The sequence below is a fragment of the Halorussus lipolyticus genome (assembly GCF_029338375.1).
Taxonomy (GTDB): Archaea; Halobacteriota; Halobacteria; order Halobacteriales; family Haladaptataceae; genus Halorussus; species Halorussus lipolyticus.
In genome coordinates this window covers 292,541-309,092 of the sequence record NZ_CP119804.1, presented here as the reverse complement: position 1 = coordinate 309,092, position 16,552 = coordinate 292,541, and the positions used below count along the sequence as shown (strand labels likewise).

Here is a 16,552-nt window from a genome sequence, read left to right as displayed (position 1 = left end):
TGCTGGGGACGGCTCTAGCATCGTCAAAACGCCTACGGCAGGAATAGAAACACGCCGTAGGCGATGGTCAGCAGGACCGTCGCGTGCTTCGCGCCGTTCTTGATGCTCCCCTCGCCCATCTGGCCCGCCAGCAGACCTGAGAACAGCGCCTGCACCAGCGAGGCGTGGAAAAACAGCAAGGTGTACCCTTCGACGTTGACGCTCGAAATGCCCGAAATCGGGCCGCCACCGCCGACCGGACTCCCGGAGGGCGCGCTCGCGCCGGTCGGCAGGTTCGGGATGAGGATGCTGTTGAGCGCGCCGACGATGACGAGGAAGACGAAAAACGAGAGGTAGATGATGAGGAGATAGGTCAGCATCTCCTGTCGGCGCTGTCGCTTGAGTCGCCGGGTGTCTTGGGCGTCGTCGGCCGCGATGCGAAGGACCCGCGCGATGTCGCCGCTGGCGGCCATCGCGTTGGCGATGAGGGTCACCGTCCGGGTGATGGTCGGCGTGTCGAGGCGGTCCTCGAACCGGTAGAGCGCCGTCTCGGCGTCCACGCCCCACTCGATGTCGGCCCAGAGTTTCTGGACCTCGGCGTCGAGCGCCCCGAGGTCGCTCTCGGTCACTCTGCCCAGACTCTCGACAACCGACATGCCGGCCTCGTTGACGCTGGCGAGGCGGTCCAGAAAGTCGGGCACCCCGGCCTCGATGGCGGCGATGCGCCGCCGATGGAGTTCCTGCACCACCGCGAAGGTGCCGACCACGAACAACACAGCCTGCACCACGAAGTCGTCCACGACCCGGAGCGAGAGCGTCCCGCCGAGGAGATGCGGCCACGCCCGAATCAGAATCGAAAGCAGACCCAGCGGAACCGTCGCGTACAGCACCACGACGGGGTTCTCCCGGAGCGTTCGCGTCGGGTCGACCATCGCCTCCCGAAGCCATCGGACGTTCTCGAAGGCGTCCAAGCGTTCGAAGTTGACTGCGCCCGCGTTTCCGGACTCCGAGGAGCCACGGGACTCCTCGGCGGCGGCGGAGAGCGACCCGCCGTCGGAGCGAACCGAGGACCCGCCGATTGCCCGGTCGCCGGAGTCCGGGCGCTGGATGCCGGTCCGGTCGGACGCCGGGTCGTCGGTCCGGCGGACGCCCGCCAGCGCCACCGCCGAAAGGTCAACGTTCCGGTCCTCTCGGACCGCCCGGAGCGATTCGGTGATGCTGTCGAGGTAGACGACGAACCCGACGTTCGCCAAGGGGATGGCGAAGTAGGTCATCGCCCGGAGGAGCGGCAGGGTGTTGCCCAGCGCCATCAGGCCCATGATGACCAGAATGGTGATGAACAGCAGGGGCGCGACCACGAACACCGAGACGTACCCCTCCGCGAGCGTGGCCAGCAGTTCGAGGAAGGCCTCCTGTTGGGCCTCGGCGTCCTCCTGATAGCGCTCGTACTGGTTTTCGAGGTACGCCGAGATGCTCTGGCCGCTCTGGAGGACGCTGGCGAGGTTGTCGGCGAACTCGCCGAACTTCTCGCTGGGCGTGCGGTCGGCGAGTCGCTCGATGGCCGACAGCATGTCGAGGCCCGCGTAGTCCATCGCCTTGACGACGACCGCAATCTCGCTGGCGGCCTCGCCGTAGACCTTCTGATTCCGGGCCAGCGTCCGCATGATTTCGGGGAAGGCCATCCCGCTCCGCGAGAGGGCGTAGACGAATGCCACGGTCCGGGCGATGCTCTCGTCTATCTTGCGCTCTCGGGCGTTGGCCCGGTAGGTCAGGTTCTCCCACCGGAGCCAGTAGGTCAGGCCGCCCGAGGCCACCCCGAGGGTCGCACTGCTGGTCAACAGGAGCGCGAACAACTGGCCGGCCGAGAGGTCCGGAAACACCAGCAGGCCCGCCAAGAAGTGGATTTGGGAGGGCAAAGTCGCCCGCATCGTCTCGGGGGAAATACGGAGAATCGCCAGCACGCCCGCCACGAGGTAGACCCCGACGACGCTCCCGACCACCGCGGACAGACCGGTGTAGAGCAGGGTCTTCGATGCGAACATCCGGTAGGTCTCCTCGGCGTGGAGCGCCTGCAAGAGTTCCCGGCGTCGGCGCTGTCGCCTGCCGTGGTCCGCTATCCACCCGCCGAACGCGGTCAGCGCGACCCGAGTGACGAACAGGTTGACTCGGGGCGAGATGGGGACGGCCGCGACCGGCGCGAGGAGGGCGGCCACCAGCACGAGCGGCAGGTACGCGAACATCAGTCGAACCCGGTCGAAACCTCGCCGTCGAGGTCCAAGGTGTCCAGCACGCGGTCCGGATGTGAGTAGTACTCGTTTATCATCGCGGTGAACCGCCGATAGTCCGAGACGCCCTGCTCGCGGAGATACTGGAGGACCCGCTTGCGGTCCCGGAGTTCCTCCAAGAGTTCGGCCCGCGACCACCCGCGCTCGTCCTGAATCTCGTCCAGCACGCTACTGTCGTTGCGCCGGAAGGTGTCCTCGTTGGCGTTCCACGAGAAGGTGGTCGAGTAGTCCAAGTCGCCGGTTCGCTGGTCGATGCCCTCGATTTCGGCCAGCACCCGATTCCGGCGGACCCGCTCGTCGCCGACGTAGGTCAGCGTCTGGACCGAGAGGATGTCGAGGCTCTGAATCATCGCCCGCGGGACGTTGATGGGTTCGTTTTCGAGGCGGTTGATGACGGTCTGCACCGAGTCGGCGTGCATCGTCGAATAGGTCGTGTGACCCGTGTTCATCGCCTGAAACAGCGTCATGGCCTCCTCGCCCCGGACCTCGCCGACCACGATGTACTCCGGGCGGTGGCGCAGGGCCGACCGAAGCAGGTCGTACATCGTGATGTTCGCGCCTTCTCCTCTGCGCTCCCGCGTCACCGACGAGAGCCAGTTGTCGTGATAGAGCGCCAACTCGCGGGTGTCCTCGATGGTCAGCACCTTCGAGCGCGGCGGGATGAACATCGAAATCGCGTTCATCGAGGTGGTCTTGCCCGAGGCGGTCCCTCCGGCGAAGATGAGTGACTTGTTCGACTCGATGGCAAGCCAGAGGTACGCCATCTGGTCCAGATTGAACGTGCCGTAGTTCACGAGGTCGATGGGCGTGAACGGTTCGTCGGCGTACTTCCGGATGGTGAACGCAGAGCCTCGGGGCGTGACCTCCTCGCCGAGTGCCAACTCTGCACGCGAGCCATCGGGCAGGGTGGTCTCGACCACGGGGTCGCCGATGCTGACGTGCCTGCCCGACTGCTGGGCGAGGCGGACCACGAGGTTGTCCAACTCCTTCTTGGCGTAGACCACGTTGGTCTCGATGTCGGTGTACTCGTCGTGGTAGACGAACAGCGGGAGGTCGTAACCGTCACACGAGATGTCCTCGATGTGGGGGTCGTGCATCAGGGGGTCCAGTTTGCCGAACCCGCGGAAGGAGCGAAAGAGGTAGTAAAAGAGGCGGTAGAAACTGGCCTCGTCCACCTCGACGCCGTACATCGAGAGGAGTTCGCGTAACTCGTCTTTCAGCACAGTCTCGGGGTCTTTGCTACCGGGGCCGTCGGCGTCTTCGTCCTCGTCGCTCCCGTCGCTTCCCGCCTCGCGGGCCTCGCGGCGGTGGATGAGCGAGTCCCGCATGTCCGAAAAGAGGCGTTCGAGGAGTTCGACTTCGAGGTCGTCCAACTCGGGTTCCACGACGACGTACTGGTACTCGTTCTCCACGTCGTCGTAGTTGATGGAGACGAACGCGAAGGGGGCGTTGACCCAGTAGCGGTCCACCTCGTCGTAGCCGTCGAGACCGGAGAACGACACCAGCGCGCCGTGTTCGGCCGGGTCGTACTCGTCGGCGTCGATGGCCGACCCGCGGAGGACCTCGGCGGTCCGGCGGAGTCGCCGCTCGAACTCCTGAATGCGAACCCGCACGTCGTCGGTCCACTCGGAGAGGGGAGACTGGGACATGGTGAGTCAGGTGCGGGTAGCCGGCGGTCCACCGGCCGCCCGTGACAGTTCACGCGCCACATCACAGCGGGGGTACTTAAATCACCGGTCAGCGGTGCGGGTCGTGTTCGGAGACGCCGTGACGAGACCGACGAGAGGACGGCCTCGCGCAGTTCGCGGTCTCCGACACAACGCGCACGTAGTCACAATTTATAATGCGGTGTAACTTTCATCGGAGTCGTTTTCACGCCCCGTCACCCACCCAAACGCATGGATGGGGCGAACCGAGGCCATCGAGACGACGCCAACGCGACCGAGCGCGCCGACGTACAGGCGACCTACGACTACATCGCCGACCACTTCGCCCAGACCAGAGAGTACGCGTGGCCCGAGGTCGAGGAGTTCGTTTCGAAGCACGCCGAGAGCGCCCCGACGGCGCTCGACCTCGGGTGTGGCAACGGTCGCCACGCCGAACTGCTGGCCGACCACGCCGACCGCGTGGTTGGCGTGGACGTGAGTCGCGGACTCCTCGACACCGCCCGCCAGCGCGCCGCCGACCGGGGTTTCGACGCGGACCTCGTGCAGGCCGACGCCGCGAGGGTTCCGCTCCGGGACGCGACCATCGACCTCGCGGTCTACGTCGCTACCCTCCACCACCTCCCGACTCGGGAGGCCCGCGTCGAAAGCCTGAACGAACTCGGCCGCGTCCTCGGGCCGGATGGCCGGGGCCTCGTCAGCGCGTGGAGTACCGCCCACGACAACTTCGACCGAGAGCGGGGTTTCGACACCACCGTAGACTGGACGCTCCCCGGCGGCGAGACTGTCGAGCGGTTCTACCACATCTACTCGCCCGACGAGTTCGAGGCCGACGTGGCCGCGAGTCTCCTCGAACTGGTCGAGTTCGAGATTTCGAGCGGGAACTGCTACGCGGTGGTTCGCGGGACGAAACAGTAAGGCCCTTATTGCCGGACGGCAAAGGAGGAAATGTAGCTACGCGCCGGTGGTGAGCAAATCCGGAGGATTTGCAAGCCTCGGCGCATAAGCGAACGAAGTGAGCGCAATGCGCCGGTGGTCTAGTGGTATGACTATGGCCTTCCAAGCCATCGACCCGGGTTCAAGTCCCGGCCGGCGCATTTCTGGCGAACGAAGTGAGACGAAATGCACAGAGACTTGAGCCCTGCCAGTCGCATGCTCGCGTAACCGAGCGGAGCGAGGTGAGCAAGAACGTCTGGCTCCGGTTCAAGTCCCGGCCGGCGCATTTCTGCGACGAACTAATCGGCGAGCGACTGCTGATTACGGTGTCCGAATGTCCTGCATCCCGCCACAACCCTTACTCCCTTCTCTCCCGTGGCTCCGACGCCAGCATGCCCGACAATCCCGAGAAACAGACGAGGTGGACCAACAACAACTCGACCTCGCCCGGCAGGTGGGCGACGGGACCTGCACCATCGACGTTCGAGTCGAACCGCCGACATTCAAGCGCCACGACGAGGAGAACGGCGACCGATACGGCGAGTCGGTCGAAGTCAGGTTCGAGGACGTGGACGTGGCAACTGGGCAAGACTAGCCGTCGTGTTCGAAATCTGACGTAAGCCGTACCCTTTTTCCGCTCTAGTCGTCTATTTATAGACGAACTCGTTTCCACATCAGAAACTCGGCCCGGTGCGGTTTCGCCACCGGTCCCGGCAACGACCGTCACACAAGCGATAAACGTGATTCAGGCTACCCAACGATGACTGACGCGGTTCGTGTACTCTACGTCGCCGACAGTGACGCGACGGGCGAGCGACTCGAATCGCTGTTCGAGGACGACCGACCCGCGGTCGAACTCTCCTCGGTCGCCAGTCTCGGGCAGGCGCTCGCCACCCTCGGCGAGGAGGAAATCGATTACATCGTTCTCGACGCGACCGTCGCCGAGGGCGCAAACGGCGACCTTGAATCGATGCTCCGGCGCGAGCAATCGGGCGTCCGCGTCGATGTCGTTCCGGGCGTCGCCACGGAGACCGAAGTCGACGCCACTGTCGAGGTCACGGGCGACCAGTTGCGCCGGGCCGAAACCGAGCAGGTTCGGGCACTGGCCCGGCGAATCGAGAACGCCGTCACCTCCGAGAGCGCCGAGGACGGGGGCGTCGGGGGCGAACACTTCCGGGCGCTCGCCGAGGAGCTTTCTGACGTGGTCCTCGTTATCGACACCGACAGCACCATCCGATTCGCCAACGCCGCCGTGGACGATATTTTCGGCTACGCTCCCGAGGAACTCGTGGGCGAGTCGCTGACCGAACTCATGCCCGAGCGGTTCGCCGAGCGTTATATAGAAGGTCTCCAGCGGTACCTCGACGAGGGTGAGCGCCGCCTCGATTGGGACTACCTCGAACTCTCCGGCGAGCGCCGAGACGGGACCGAAATCCCGCTCGGCATCTCGTTCAGCGAGTTCACCTCGGGCGACAGCGTGCTGTTCACCGGCATCGTCCGGGACATCTCGGGTCGGAAGCGCCAAGAGTCGGAACTCCGCAACCGGATTCGCCAGCAGGAGGCCCTCTCGAAGTTCTCCCGGCACGCGCTCGAAGACCTGTCGGTCCCCGACCTGATGGACGAGGCGACCGAACTCGTGGCTGACGCCCTCGACAACGAGTACGCCGGCGTGCTGGAGTACCGCCCCGACGAGGACGACCTGCTGGCCCGGACCGGCCTCGGGTGGGGCGACGACGTGTGGAACACCGCGACTATCGGCACCGACCGCGACTCGCAGGGAGGGTACACCCTCCTGACCGAGAAACCGGTCGTGGTCGAGGACTTCGAGACCGAAGACCGGTTCGCCGACGACCAACTCCTCGCGTCGGTCGACGTGTCCAGCGGTATCAGCGTCGTCATCGGGTCGCCCGACGAACCGTGGGGCGTGCTGGGTGCCCACGACACTAAGCCCAAGTCCTACAGCGACCACGACGTGCAGTTCGTCCAGAACATCGCCCGCATCCTCACGACCGCCATCCAGCGGAGTGAGCGCGAGCGCCGACTCGAACGCTACGAGGCCATGCTCAACGCGGTGGACGACGGGGTGTACGCCCTCGACGCCGACTCGCGGTTCGTCGCGGTCAACGACGCCTACGTCGAACTCACGGGCTACGACCGCGAGGAACTGCTCGGCGAACACGTCTCGAAGGTCCTGCGCAAACACATCTCCGAGAAGTTGGAGTGGGTTCGGGAGGCCCTCGAAAACGGCGAGGAGGCCGTGACGATGGAGACGGAGATACCGACTGCCGACGGCAGACACGTCCCCGTCGAGGCCAGAATCACGCTCCTCCCGCTGGGCAGTGAGGCCGGGCGAGTCGGCGTGGTCCGGGACGTTTCCGACCGCAAGCGCCGCGAGGAGAAACTCACCTCGCTCAACGAGTTGTTCGAGTCGCTGACCGAGGCCGAGACCCCGACCGAAATCTGCGAGTTGGCGGTGGACGCCGCCGACGAGACGCTGGGCTTCCCGAACGCGGCCGTGGCGCTCTACGACGACGAGAAGGGCGCGCTGGTTTCGACGGTCCGGCGATGGTCGGGCGGGGCCATCGACGACGCGCTCCTCGGAAGCGGGACCGACGACGTGGCGTGGCGGACGTTCGTGGAGGGCGAGTCCAAGACGTTCGACAACCTCGCGGCCGAACTCGGCAAGAGCATCGCGAAGGGGAGCGCGCTGGCGATTCCGCTCGGCAAGTACGGCGTCTTCCTCGCGGCGGCCCCCGAGACGCATCACTTCGACCCGACCGACGCCTCGCTGGCAGACATGCTGTGTTCGAACGTTCGGTCGGCGTTAGACCGGGCCGAACGCGAGGAGACCCTGCGAGACCAGCGCAACGACTTGCAGGAGAAAAACCGGGAGTTGGAGCGGGTCAACCGAATCAACCACGTGATTCGGGAGATTACGAAGGCGCTGACCCAAGCCTCCTCGCAGGACGACGTGATGCAGGCGGTCTGTGACCGACTGACCCAGACCGGTCCCTACCGGTTCGCGTGGTTCGGCAAGCACGACCGGGCGAGCGGCGAGGTCCAACCGCAGGCGTGGGCCGGTGTCGAGGAGGGGTACCTCGAAGACACCATCATGACTGCCGAGGAGGGCGACGCCCACGGCGAGGGACCGGCCGGACGGGCGGTCCGAACGCAGGAGTTGCAGGTCCAGAACGACCTGCTGGGCGACCCGCCGTTCGACCCGTGGCGCGAGCAGGCGCTCAAACGGGGCTATCGGTCGTGTGTCTCGGTGCCGGTGGTCTACGGCGGGGCGCTCCGCGGCGTGTTGATTCTGTACGCCAGCGAGACCGATGTCTTCAACGAGATGGAGCAGGCGGTGCTGACCGAACTCGGCGAGACCATCGGCTACGCGCTCAACTCGCTCGAACAGCGCCAAGCCCTCGTGAGCGAGCGCTCCATCGAACTCGACTTCCGGGTCCGCGGGGTCGACAGTCCCCTGCTGGCGTTCGTGACCCAGACCGACGCCGAATTCGAGTTCGAGAACGCAGTCGAGCGAGAGGACGGCCGCCTCCACGCTTTCTTCACCATTCGGGACCTGCCGCCCGACCGGACCATCGGGTACGTCGAGGACGTGTCGTGGATAGAGAGCGTGCGCCTCATCACCGAGCGCGACGGCGAGTACCTCTACGAGTGTACGCTGGCCCACGACTCCTTCCTCGGGTCGCTGGTTGACCGCGGCGCGATACCCCAGTCGATAACCGCGACCAAGGACGAGACCAGATTCGTGATTCGCCTCCCCCAGAGCGCCGACGTGCGGGCGTTCGTGGACCGCTTCGAGGAGTACTACGACGACGTGGAACTAGTCGCTCGCCGGGAGCGCGACGAACCCGTGATGACCCGCCAAGAGTTCGAGTCGGAACTCACCGAACGTCTCACCGACCGTCAGCGCGAAGTCCTCCGGACGGCCTACCTCAGCGGGTTCTTCGAGTGGCCCCGCGAGAGTACCGCCGAGGACATCGCCGAGGTCCTCGACGTGTCCCAACCGACCGTGAGCCGTCACCTCCGGGCGGCCGAACGCGCCCTGTTCGGCCTGCTATTCGAGGACGACTGATTTCGTCGCGCTCCCGATTTTTCGGGCCGGATTTAGATATATAAATTTCCGGTCGGGGCGTCGGCTATACATCTATCGTGAATCCCTATCCCTCTATCCACCTATAGAATGAAATAGAGAATGAGCACGACAATGCAGGGGAAGACCCACGAAGGGAAGTCTACGAGCCAGCGCGTTATCGAGGCAGTCGCCGACGAGACCGGCAAGGACCCGACCGAAGTCGGACCGCTCTATCACGTCATCGACCCGGACGCGCTCGACCGACTGTTCTCCGCGACCCGCGGTAGCGGCCGGAATCAGGGCTACGTGGAGTTCTCCTTCGCGGGATGCGACGTGGTTGTCAGCGGCGAGGGCGAAGTCGAAGTGACCCAGCAAGACCTCGCTGTTGGCGTCGCCGACGACGCCGAGGCCCGCCGCGCCGGGACCGACCTCTCGTAAGACAAGGAGAGTGAGGCGCTTCTAGAGCCATGCACCGACACCAAACCCAACGGCATGAACCACTGGGGAACTCGAACGACGACAGCGAAGGTGACGGCGACAGCGTGAGCCAGCAGTGTACCCACTGCGACGAGAGCATCGACCGCGAGGAGTGGCATCCGGTCGCTACTCTCCGGGACGACGAGGGCACGGCCGAAATCTACGACTTCTGTAGCGACGACTGCCGGTCGGCGTGGCGAGAAGAGAGCGCGTCGGACGACTGAGCGGGGTACGGATTCAGTTTGCTGTTTCGTTTTCGGTGTTTATCTGGTCCATTAGGATTGTATTTGTTTGCCTAAGCAATAGAAAAATTGCTCCGGGGCGTCGGCGAGGTGCTTCGATTCAGAGCTTCGACTGGTGGACCCGGTAGACGACCACACCCTCGTCGCTGAAGACTCGCTCGACGCCCGGATACTGGCCGAACCGGAGGTCGTCGGCCCCGTAGCGGTCCCGAGCGCGAGGACCGACGTAGACGTATTCCACGTCGTAGCGGTCGAGGAGCGTCGCGCGCCGGTCCCACGACCCAGTAAAGATGGTGTCTACCTCGCTGGCGCGGGCCTTCGCGGCGTCGTGGCCGCGGTAGATGCCTTCGTGGTAGACCCACCCGATGACCGCCGGGAGGCCCGTCAGCGACGACGAGGGACTGGTCCACGAGTAGACTTTCCGCCCCGGCGCGGCGGCGATGTGGGGTTGGCCCTCCCTGTCGTCCAGCCACGCGATGGCCTCGGCCTCCGACGAGTGGTGGTCCTCGACGAACGCCTTGCCGTCGAGCGTCGGGTCGTCGATGCGGTTGTATTCGGAGGTGAAGTGGCCGCCGAGGGCCATCCCGCCGTAGAGTGCCGTCGAGACGACCAGCAGGGCCGCCACGCCGCTCATCGCGCCCGCCCGGTCCACGCCGACCGCCGGGAGTCGCCAGTCGGCGGGACCGACCCGAGAGACCAGCACGCCGAGCGCGGCCCCCGCAGAAGTCGCCCAGAGAATCCACACCTGCATGTAGACCTTGAAGACGGTGTTGAACCGCCCGCCAGCGGCGCTGTCTTGGACGTAGACGAACTCGACCAGCGTGACGAGTCCGGCCCCGGCGACTAGCAGGACCGTCTCGTAGCCCACGTTCGACGCCGAATCGTCGCGGCGGAACCGCGCGCCCTCGGTCCGCAACAGCGCCCATCCGACCGCCAGCAGGGGGACGACCAGCACCAGCACGGGGTAGCTTGCCACCCACGCCAGCACGACTAGCGCACCCGTCAACAGGACTGCCCGGCCGAGGTCAACGTCGAACTCCTCGCGCGCTCTCGGCCAGAGGTACGCCCCGAACACCGCGAGGAAGGTGCCGTGAACCAACAGCAGGCCGACCGCGCTCGCCGGTTCGGGGAAGAAGGCGATGCTCCGGTTGCTCGCCGACTGGAGGAGGATGCCGAAGACGAACGGCGCGACCCACGCTATCGCCAGCGCGCCGACCACGCCGGTCACGGCGAACGCGCCCGCGATGCGTCGGGCCTCGGAACCGAGGAGGTCCTCGACCGACGAAGTGGTCTGCTCGGGAGTGGCGGATTCGCCGCCGTCGGCGACCGGTTCGCCGGTCTCGCCGACGCCGGGGAACAGCGACAGGGGTTGGGCGGGCGCAAACAGGACCGCAAGCCAGACCACGCCGAGACCGGTCGGGAAACTCCAGACGTTGACCAGTCCCAGCAGGCCGACTACGAGGGGAAGACCCCCGAACGCGAGCGCCCGACGACGCCCGAGCGCGCCCGTCCTCGTCCGGTAGTAGGAGTAGCCGAGCGCGGCGACCAACAGCATGAACGGCGTGCTGACCATGTGGGCGTGGAGGTCACCGTTGAGGAACGAGAACAGCGGGAACTCGTTGATGGTGTTGGGAATCACTCGGCTGGGTGCCCAGTAACCGAACTCGTCCAGCCCCGACGAAACGAGGTCGCCGGAGGTCGAGTCCGAAATCGGCTTCGCCACCCAGTTGGCCACGCCTTGGGCCGTCTCGTCGGGCAGGAGCCAGACGAGGCCCGTAATCGCCGTCACGAGGTTGGCCGCGAAACCGACGAAGAAGGCTCCGAGCGCGCCGCCGACGCGGCGCGAGGCTCCGCGGGCGTCGGCCATCGCACCAGCGAGTCCGTAGGCCCCGGTCACGAGTGCGGCGTAAAACCCCGACAGCGCGAGGTTGTACGCGAACTCGGCTTCGGTGCCCGTAAGCTGTGCGAGCAGTGCCGACGCGAGGTGCCCGCCGTAGTAGTACAGAAGGTGTTCGCCCGCCCACCACATGTCCTGTGGCGGCAGGACCTCGGCCCGCAGGAGCGACTGCAGAATCCCGAAGTCGAGGAACTTCTCGCCCCCGCCGGGGTGGACCGAGGGGTCTACGGCCCGGACGGCGACCAACAGGCCGAACGCGACGGCGAATACTACTACTGTCTCCGCGTACGCGCGCGGACGAATTCTCAAACCACTCTCGTCGCTCGCAGTTACCACGTCCGGGCGGAGCGACCGGTCGCTCCACGCGACCAGTCCCGACAGCACCGCGAGGACGCCGACGGCGAGGAAGGCGGTCCAGCGACCGAACCCGAGGTGGCCGACCCAGTAGCCGACGAGGGTCACGACCACCAACGCGACCGGAAGGGCGAACGAGGCTCCTCGGTCCGGAAACCGGGGGAACAGTCGGGCCGCCAGCGGCAACGCGACGAACGCGAGCGCCTGAAACGCCACGAACCACAGCAGGACGAGCGCGTACTCCATTCGATTTGTAGCGTGCGACCGAGCGATAAACCTCTTGGGGTTCACACCGGGTGTAGGCGGTTTTCGGCCGGTAGGGGGCGTCCTCCGGCGGGACGGTCCGGTCTGGGCCTCCGTTATTCCGACAATACCGAGAGAAACTCCCATACGGCGACGGAATCACAACCCTTATTCGTTCGACGGCATTACGTGATGGTAGCGGGATGGGATAGCCAGGAGATTCCGGCGGGCTCATAACCCGCAGACCGGTGGTTCAAATCCACCTCCCGCTACTTCTTCCGTCTTCAACGTTCGGAAGTGGTGACTCTGGCGAGAGATTTTCGGAAACACGGTCCAGAAACCCCAGAATACGTTAGATATTTTTCACTCTGTGGCTGGTCAACACGGATTAATTTACAATATTACGTGAACGGCCGAAGCGACCGAAATCGAACGCTCCGTCTCCCCACGGCTCTATAAATCGGATGAAAATTTACAATTAATTTTGTCCGGGAGTGGAGTCAGTGGCGTCTGCGGGCCAGTGCGCGCCGCGGTATCGGTCGCCGACGACTTCCGGACCGTCGCGTCCATCGGTGGGACCGGTGGCGCACAATCGAGCGACGAGCGCGAATCTCCGTCCCGCTGTCGGCGGGCGATTTCCGACCGACCGGGCCGGCGGCTATCCCTAACAGGCCGAAAGCACACTTTTATACGTCGCGTCTCCCCACCGATAGGTGAGACACGATGGCGTTAGACACTCGCGCAGTCCTTGCGATTATCGCCGGGTTGCTGATGACGGTTGCGCTCGTCGCCGCCCGCACCGAGGAGCGACTCCTCGGGACGTGGATAATGATGCTCGCGTTCGCCGTCGCCTCGCTGTGGTCGGTGATGAGCATCTTCTGGGCCCAGTCGAACCCTAGCGCACTCACGCCGGACCTCTGGATAACGATGGCCTCGATGGCCGGGGCCGCGACAGTCTACTTCGGCTACATGGGCCTTCACGGTGAGGGCCTCGGCGAGTAATACCACGCCGTAACTCCTCCTTACTCCGCTAATCGCAGTACAGAGCCAACCTGTATGAGTGTTCGCTGAACGTACCTATTGAAACGTTACCCTGTACCATTCCGTAACCAGTAGATTTAAATGGATGATTGCATACCACAATGGTATGCCACACCGGCGCAACCGATCGGATGGTACGAACAATAGCCGACGAAAGTTCCTGAAAGCGAGTGGTGCTGGTGCCGTTGCCCTCTCTCTTGCTGGCTGTAGCGGTGGCGGCGATCAGGACTCGACTGAGGAGACGACGACGACGACCGAAGGGTCGGGGACGGTCGCTGGTGACGCCAGCGACATCCCCAAGGGTGGGACGTTGCGGTACGGGATGTCCTCGAAACCCGACTCCGCGAACGTCCTCGTGTCCAGTTCTGTCTACGGCGGCGTCCCGCTGTACCGCGTCTACGAGTTCGGTGTCGCGCTTGACCCCATCTCGAACGAGGTCAAGCCGTGGGTCTTCACTGACTGGACCATCGAGTCCGACTCCGACAAGCCGAGCATCTACTTCAACATGCGGGACGGTCTGAAGTGGAACGACGGCGAGGACTTCACCAAGGAGGACGTGCTGTTCACGTTCCAGTACTGCATGGACCAAGTGCCGGGTCAGTTCGCCAGTATTATCGAACCGATGGAGGAGATCAAGGAGTCCTCCAAGAGCGACTGGGACTTCGAGCTGAAACTCAACAAGCCCATCGGTTACTGGGAGAACGACACCCTCGGCGGTCTTCCGCTCCTGCCCAAGCACAAGTGGGAAGGGAAGAACTACAAGCAGTACGACCCGATGGCGGAGAACCCCGAGAACGGTCCGGTCGGTCTCGGTCCGGGACGACTCACGAAGTTCAACCCGGACACCTCGATGCAACTCAAGCTCGACAACGAACACTACTACGACACCCTCAGCCAACTCGACTGGCGGAAGGAACACGACCAGATCATCGCCGGCGGTCCCTTCCTCGACAAGGTTAACTTCAAAATCTACGGTAGCCAGACCGCGATGACGCAGGCCTTCCTGCAGGGTGAAATCGACACCCACTACGGTAGCATGAAGTCCGCGAAGCAGTCGGAGGTCAAGAAGACCGAGGGGATGGGCCTCATCAACGGTGTCGACAGTGGGTTCTCGTACCTCGGCTTCAACGGTCGCCGGAAGCCCCTCGACGACGTTGCGTTCAAGCAGGCGATGGGCTTCATGTTCGACGAGTACTTCTGGATTCAGCGGCTCCTCGAGAACAACGCCATCAAGGGCGACTTCGCCCAGACGCCGGGGTATCCCGCCCCGCGTCCGGACTACCAGTTCGCCGAGGAGGGCGAGATGTCTACCCACCCGGCCACCAACGCCTTCGACTTCCGGTCGGAGGAGGCCGCAATCCCGAACGTGGAGGCCGTCCGCAAGTTCCTCACCGACGGGCAGGTCATCGACGGCTCCGAGGGCACCTACGCCGGCAAGGAGTACCCCGGCAGTCTCTCCGGTGTCAAAGCGAGCCAGTCCGAATCCAAACACGAGTACACCTTCGGCGAGGTCAAGTCCTCGGCGCTTAAGGACAGCGACAACGCCGACAAGGAAATCCGCGTGGACGGCAAGACCATCCCCGAAGTGATGGACGGCGACGCGATTAACATCTTCATCGACCCGCCGAAGAACACGCCCAAGGAGGCCAAGGCCATCAAGCGGTGGGCCAAGAACCTCAAGAGCCTCGGCATCCCGGTCAAGACCCAGACGGTGTCGTTCAACACGATGGTCTCGAAGGTCTACCAGCAGGAGGACTTCGACATCTACCCGATGGGCTGGGGCGGCACCGGTCCGTTCGGTTCCTCGGCCTACGCCTTCTTCCACTCGGACAACGCCGACGACCTCTCGAAGAAGGACCACGACGCCGAGAAGAAGAACGTCTCGACGACGTTGTACAACGGCGTGGGCTACGGTCTGGCCGGCGGCAGTGCCGACGAACTCCTCTCGAAGGCCCGAACCGAACTCGACCCCAAGAAGCGTAACGAGTTCAGCGCGAAGGCCCTAGAGCGCATCTACCTCGACATGCCGTACTTCGTCATGGACTACGACAAGATGCGCTGGCCGGTCAACACCGAGAAGTTCGACGGCTTCATCGAGGGCCTCGTGGACCCGCCGTACGCGAGTTTCGGCACCGCCCTCAACAACATCCACCTGAAGGAATAGCGACCTAACTCCTTCCCTCTCGCACGTCGTTTTCGTACGTCGAAACGCGAGTACTTCCGAGTAGTCGAATCGAATGGGGCGGTCCGTGACGTGGTAAATCATCACATTCATAACGAACCTCCCCCATGAACAGCACGTATTTGCCAGAGTCGCAATGGCAGTAACTAATCACACCGTAACCGAAGCAAAACTATGACACGAATTAGCGCACGATACTTAGGCAAGCGGTTGGTGGTGTCTTACCTGACCCTGCTTGTCATCATGTCGCTACTGTTCGTCCTCATCCGGAGCATGCCGGGGTCGTTCATCGGCTCGATGATTACTCCGGAACTCGGTCAGGAGGACATCAGAAGGCTGAGAGAGACATGGGGCCTCAACGAACCGATTTGGAGACAGTACATCGACTTCATGGTCAACTACCAGACCGGGCAGTTCGGCCGGTCGCCGACGTACAAAGAACCCGTGTGGGACATCATCGTCCGCCGGTTCCCGCGGACCGTCGTGCTGTTCGGCGGGGCGTTCATCGTCCAGTTCATCGTCGGACCGCTCGTGGGCATGTACCTCGGCTGGTGGCGCGGAACCCGGAGGGACAAGAGCATCTTCACGTCTAGTCTGGCCGTGTATTCGATGCCCGCCTTCTGGATTTCGTGGTTGTTCATCTGGCTGTTCAACTACGAACTCGGGTGGCTACCGAGTACCTACATGTTCACCAAGTTCGCCGAGTTCGAGTGGACCACCGTGAACATCATCATCGACGTGCTCAGTCACATCGCCCTGCCGCTGTTCAGCATCGCCTTCGTCTCGTGGGTCGGCGCGATGCTGGTCATGCGCCCGGCGATGAACAACGTCACCAGCGAGGACTACGTGTTCCTCGCGCAGGCGAAGGGACTGAGCGAGCGGACCGTGATGATAAAGCACGCCGCGCGAAACGCGCTCATCCCAGTGGCGACGCAGGCCATCGTCGGACTGGCCTTCCTGCTCGACGGCAGTGTCATCATCGAGAACGTCTTCAGTTGGCCGGGACTGGGACAGGTCATCGTCTCGTCGGTGCTGAGTCGAGACTACCCCGTCTCGCAAGCGGCGTTCTTCATGCTCGCCGTCCTCATCATCGTCATGCGACTCGTAACCGACATCGCGTACACGTATCTCGACCCGCGGATCAAGTTCGGGGGTGACTAGT

The 16,552-nt window shown here is 64.1% G+C and carries 11 protein-coding genes and 2 tRNA genes; 10 read left to right on the top strand and 3 right to left on the bottom strand.

The window, feature by feature from the left end; genetic code table 11:
• Window positions 1–32: 32 nt before the first annotated feature.
• Both P2T57_RS01605 and P2T57_RS01600 read right to left on the bottom strand, forming a co-directional pair.
• Window positions 33–2,219 (bottom strand): type II secretion system F family protein, encoded by a 2,187-nt coding sequence (locus P2T57_RS01605; RefSeq protein WP_276300729.1) that lies wholly within the window; start codon window positions 2,217–2,219, stop codon window positions 33–35.
• Window positions 2,219–3,913: a type II/IV secretion system ATPase subunit gene (locus tag P2T57_RS01600; protein WP_276300728.1), complete on the bottom strand. Its 1,695-nt coding sequence runs from the start codon at window positions 3,911–3,913 to the stop codon at window positions 2,219–2,221. The genes P2T57_RS01605 and P2T57_RS01600 overlap by 1 nt, the downstream gene beginning before the upstream one ends.
• Before the next feature lie 249 nt (window positions 3,914–4,162).
• Here P2T57_RS01600 and P2T57_RS01595 point away from each other — a divergent pair, with 249 nt between their 5' ends.
• The 6 genes from P2T57_RS01595 to P2T57_RS01570 all read left to right on the top strand — a co-directional run bounded on the left by P2T57_RS01595 (window position 4,163) and on the right by P2T57_RS01570 (window position 9,655).
• Window positions 4,163–4,846: a class I SAM-dependent methyltransferase gene (locus P2T57_RS01595; RefSeq protein ID WP_276300727.1), complete on the top strand. Its 684-nt coding sequence runs from the start codon at window positions 4,163–4,165 to the stop codon at window positions 4,844–4,846.
• Window positions 4,847–4,954: 108 nt separating this feature from the next.
• Window positions 4,955–5,025, top strand: a tRNA-Gly gene (locus P2T57_RS01590).
• 260 nt (window positions 5,026–5,285) lie between these two features.
• Window positions 5,286–5,459, top strand: coding sequence for a hypothetical protein (locus tag P2T57_RS01585; protein WP_276300726.1), 174 nt, complete (start codon window positions 5,286–5,288; stop codon window positions 5,457–5,459).
• 165 nt (window positions 5,460–5,624) lie between these two features.
• Window positions 5,625–8,954: a PAS domain S-box protein gene (locus tag P2T57_RS01580; protein WP_276300725.1), complete on the top strand. Its 3,330-nt coding sequence runs from the start codon at window positions 5,625–5,627 to the stop codon at window positions 8,952–8,954.
• A 120-nt stretch (window positions 8,955–9,074) separates the two neighbouring features.
• Window positions 9,075–9,392, top strand: a complete 318-nt coding sequence (locus tag P2T57_RS01575; protein WP_276300724.1) for a DdfA family disk-determining factor — start codon at window positions 9,075–9,077, stop codon at window positions 9,390–9,392.
• Window positions 9,393–9,421: 29 nt separating this feature from the next.
• On the top strand, window positions 9,422–9,655 hold the full coding sequence (locus P2T57_RS01570; protein WP_276300723.1) for a DUF7576 family protein: 234 nt from the start codon (window positions 9,422–9,424) through the stop codon (window positions 9,653–9,655).
• Window positions 9,656–9,773: 118 nt separating this feature from the next.
• On the opposite strand, the gene P2T57_RS01565 is transcribed toward P2T57_RS01570, so the two are convergent.
• Window positions 9,774–12,170, bottom strand: coding sequence for a DUF2298 domain-containing protein (locus P2T57_RS01565; protein ID WP_276300722.1), 2,397 nt, complete (start codon window positions 12,168–12,170; stop codon window positions 9,774–9,776).
• 194 nt (window positions 12,171–12,364) lie between these two features.
• Here P2T57_RS01565 and P2T57_RS01560 point away from each other — a divergent pair.
• The 4 genes from P2T57_RS01560 to P2T57_RS01545 all read left to right on the top strand — a co-directional run bounded on the left by P2T57_RS01560 (window position 12,365) and on the right by P2T57_RS01545 (window position 16,551).
• Window positions 12,365–12,439 (top strand) — tRNA-Met (locus P2T57_RS01560).
• A gap of 451 nt (window positions 12,440–12,890) precedes the next feature.
• Window positions 12,891–13,169, top strand: coding sequence for a hypothetical protein (locus P2T57_RS01555; RefSeq protein ID WP_276300721.1), 279 nt, complete (start codon window positions 12,891–12,893; stop codon window positions 13,167–13,169).
• Between the two features lie 145 nt (window positions 13,170–13,314).
• Window positions 13,315–15,372, top strand: coding sequence for an ABC transporter substrate-binding protein (locus P2T57_RS01550; RefSeq protein ID WP_276300720.1), 2,058 nt, complete (start codon window positions 13,315–13,317; stop codon window positions 15,370–15,372).
• A gap of 192 nt (window positions 15,373–15,564) precedes the next feature.
• Window positions 15,565–16,551, top strand: a complete 987-nt coding sequence (locus P2T57_RS01545) for an ABC transporter permease (protein ID WP_276300719.1) — start codon at window positions 15,565–15,567, stop codon at window positions 16,549–16,551.
• The last annotated feature ends 1 nt before the right edge of the window (window position 16,552 follow it).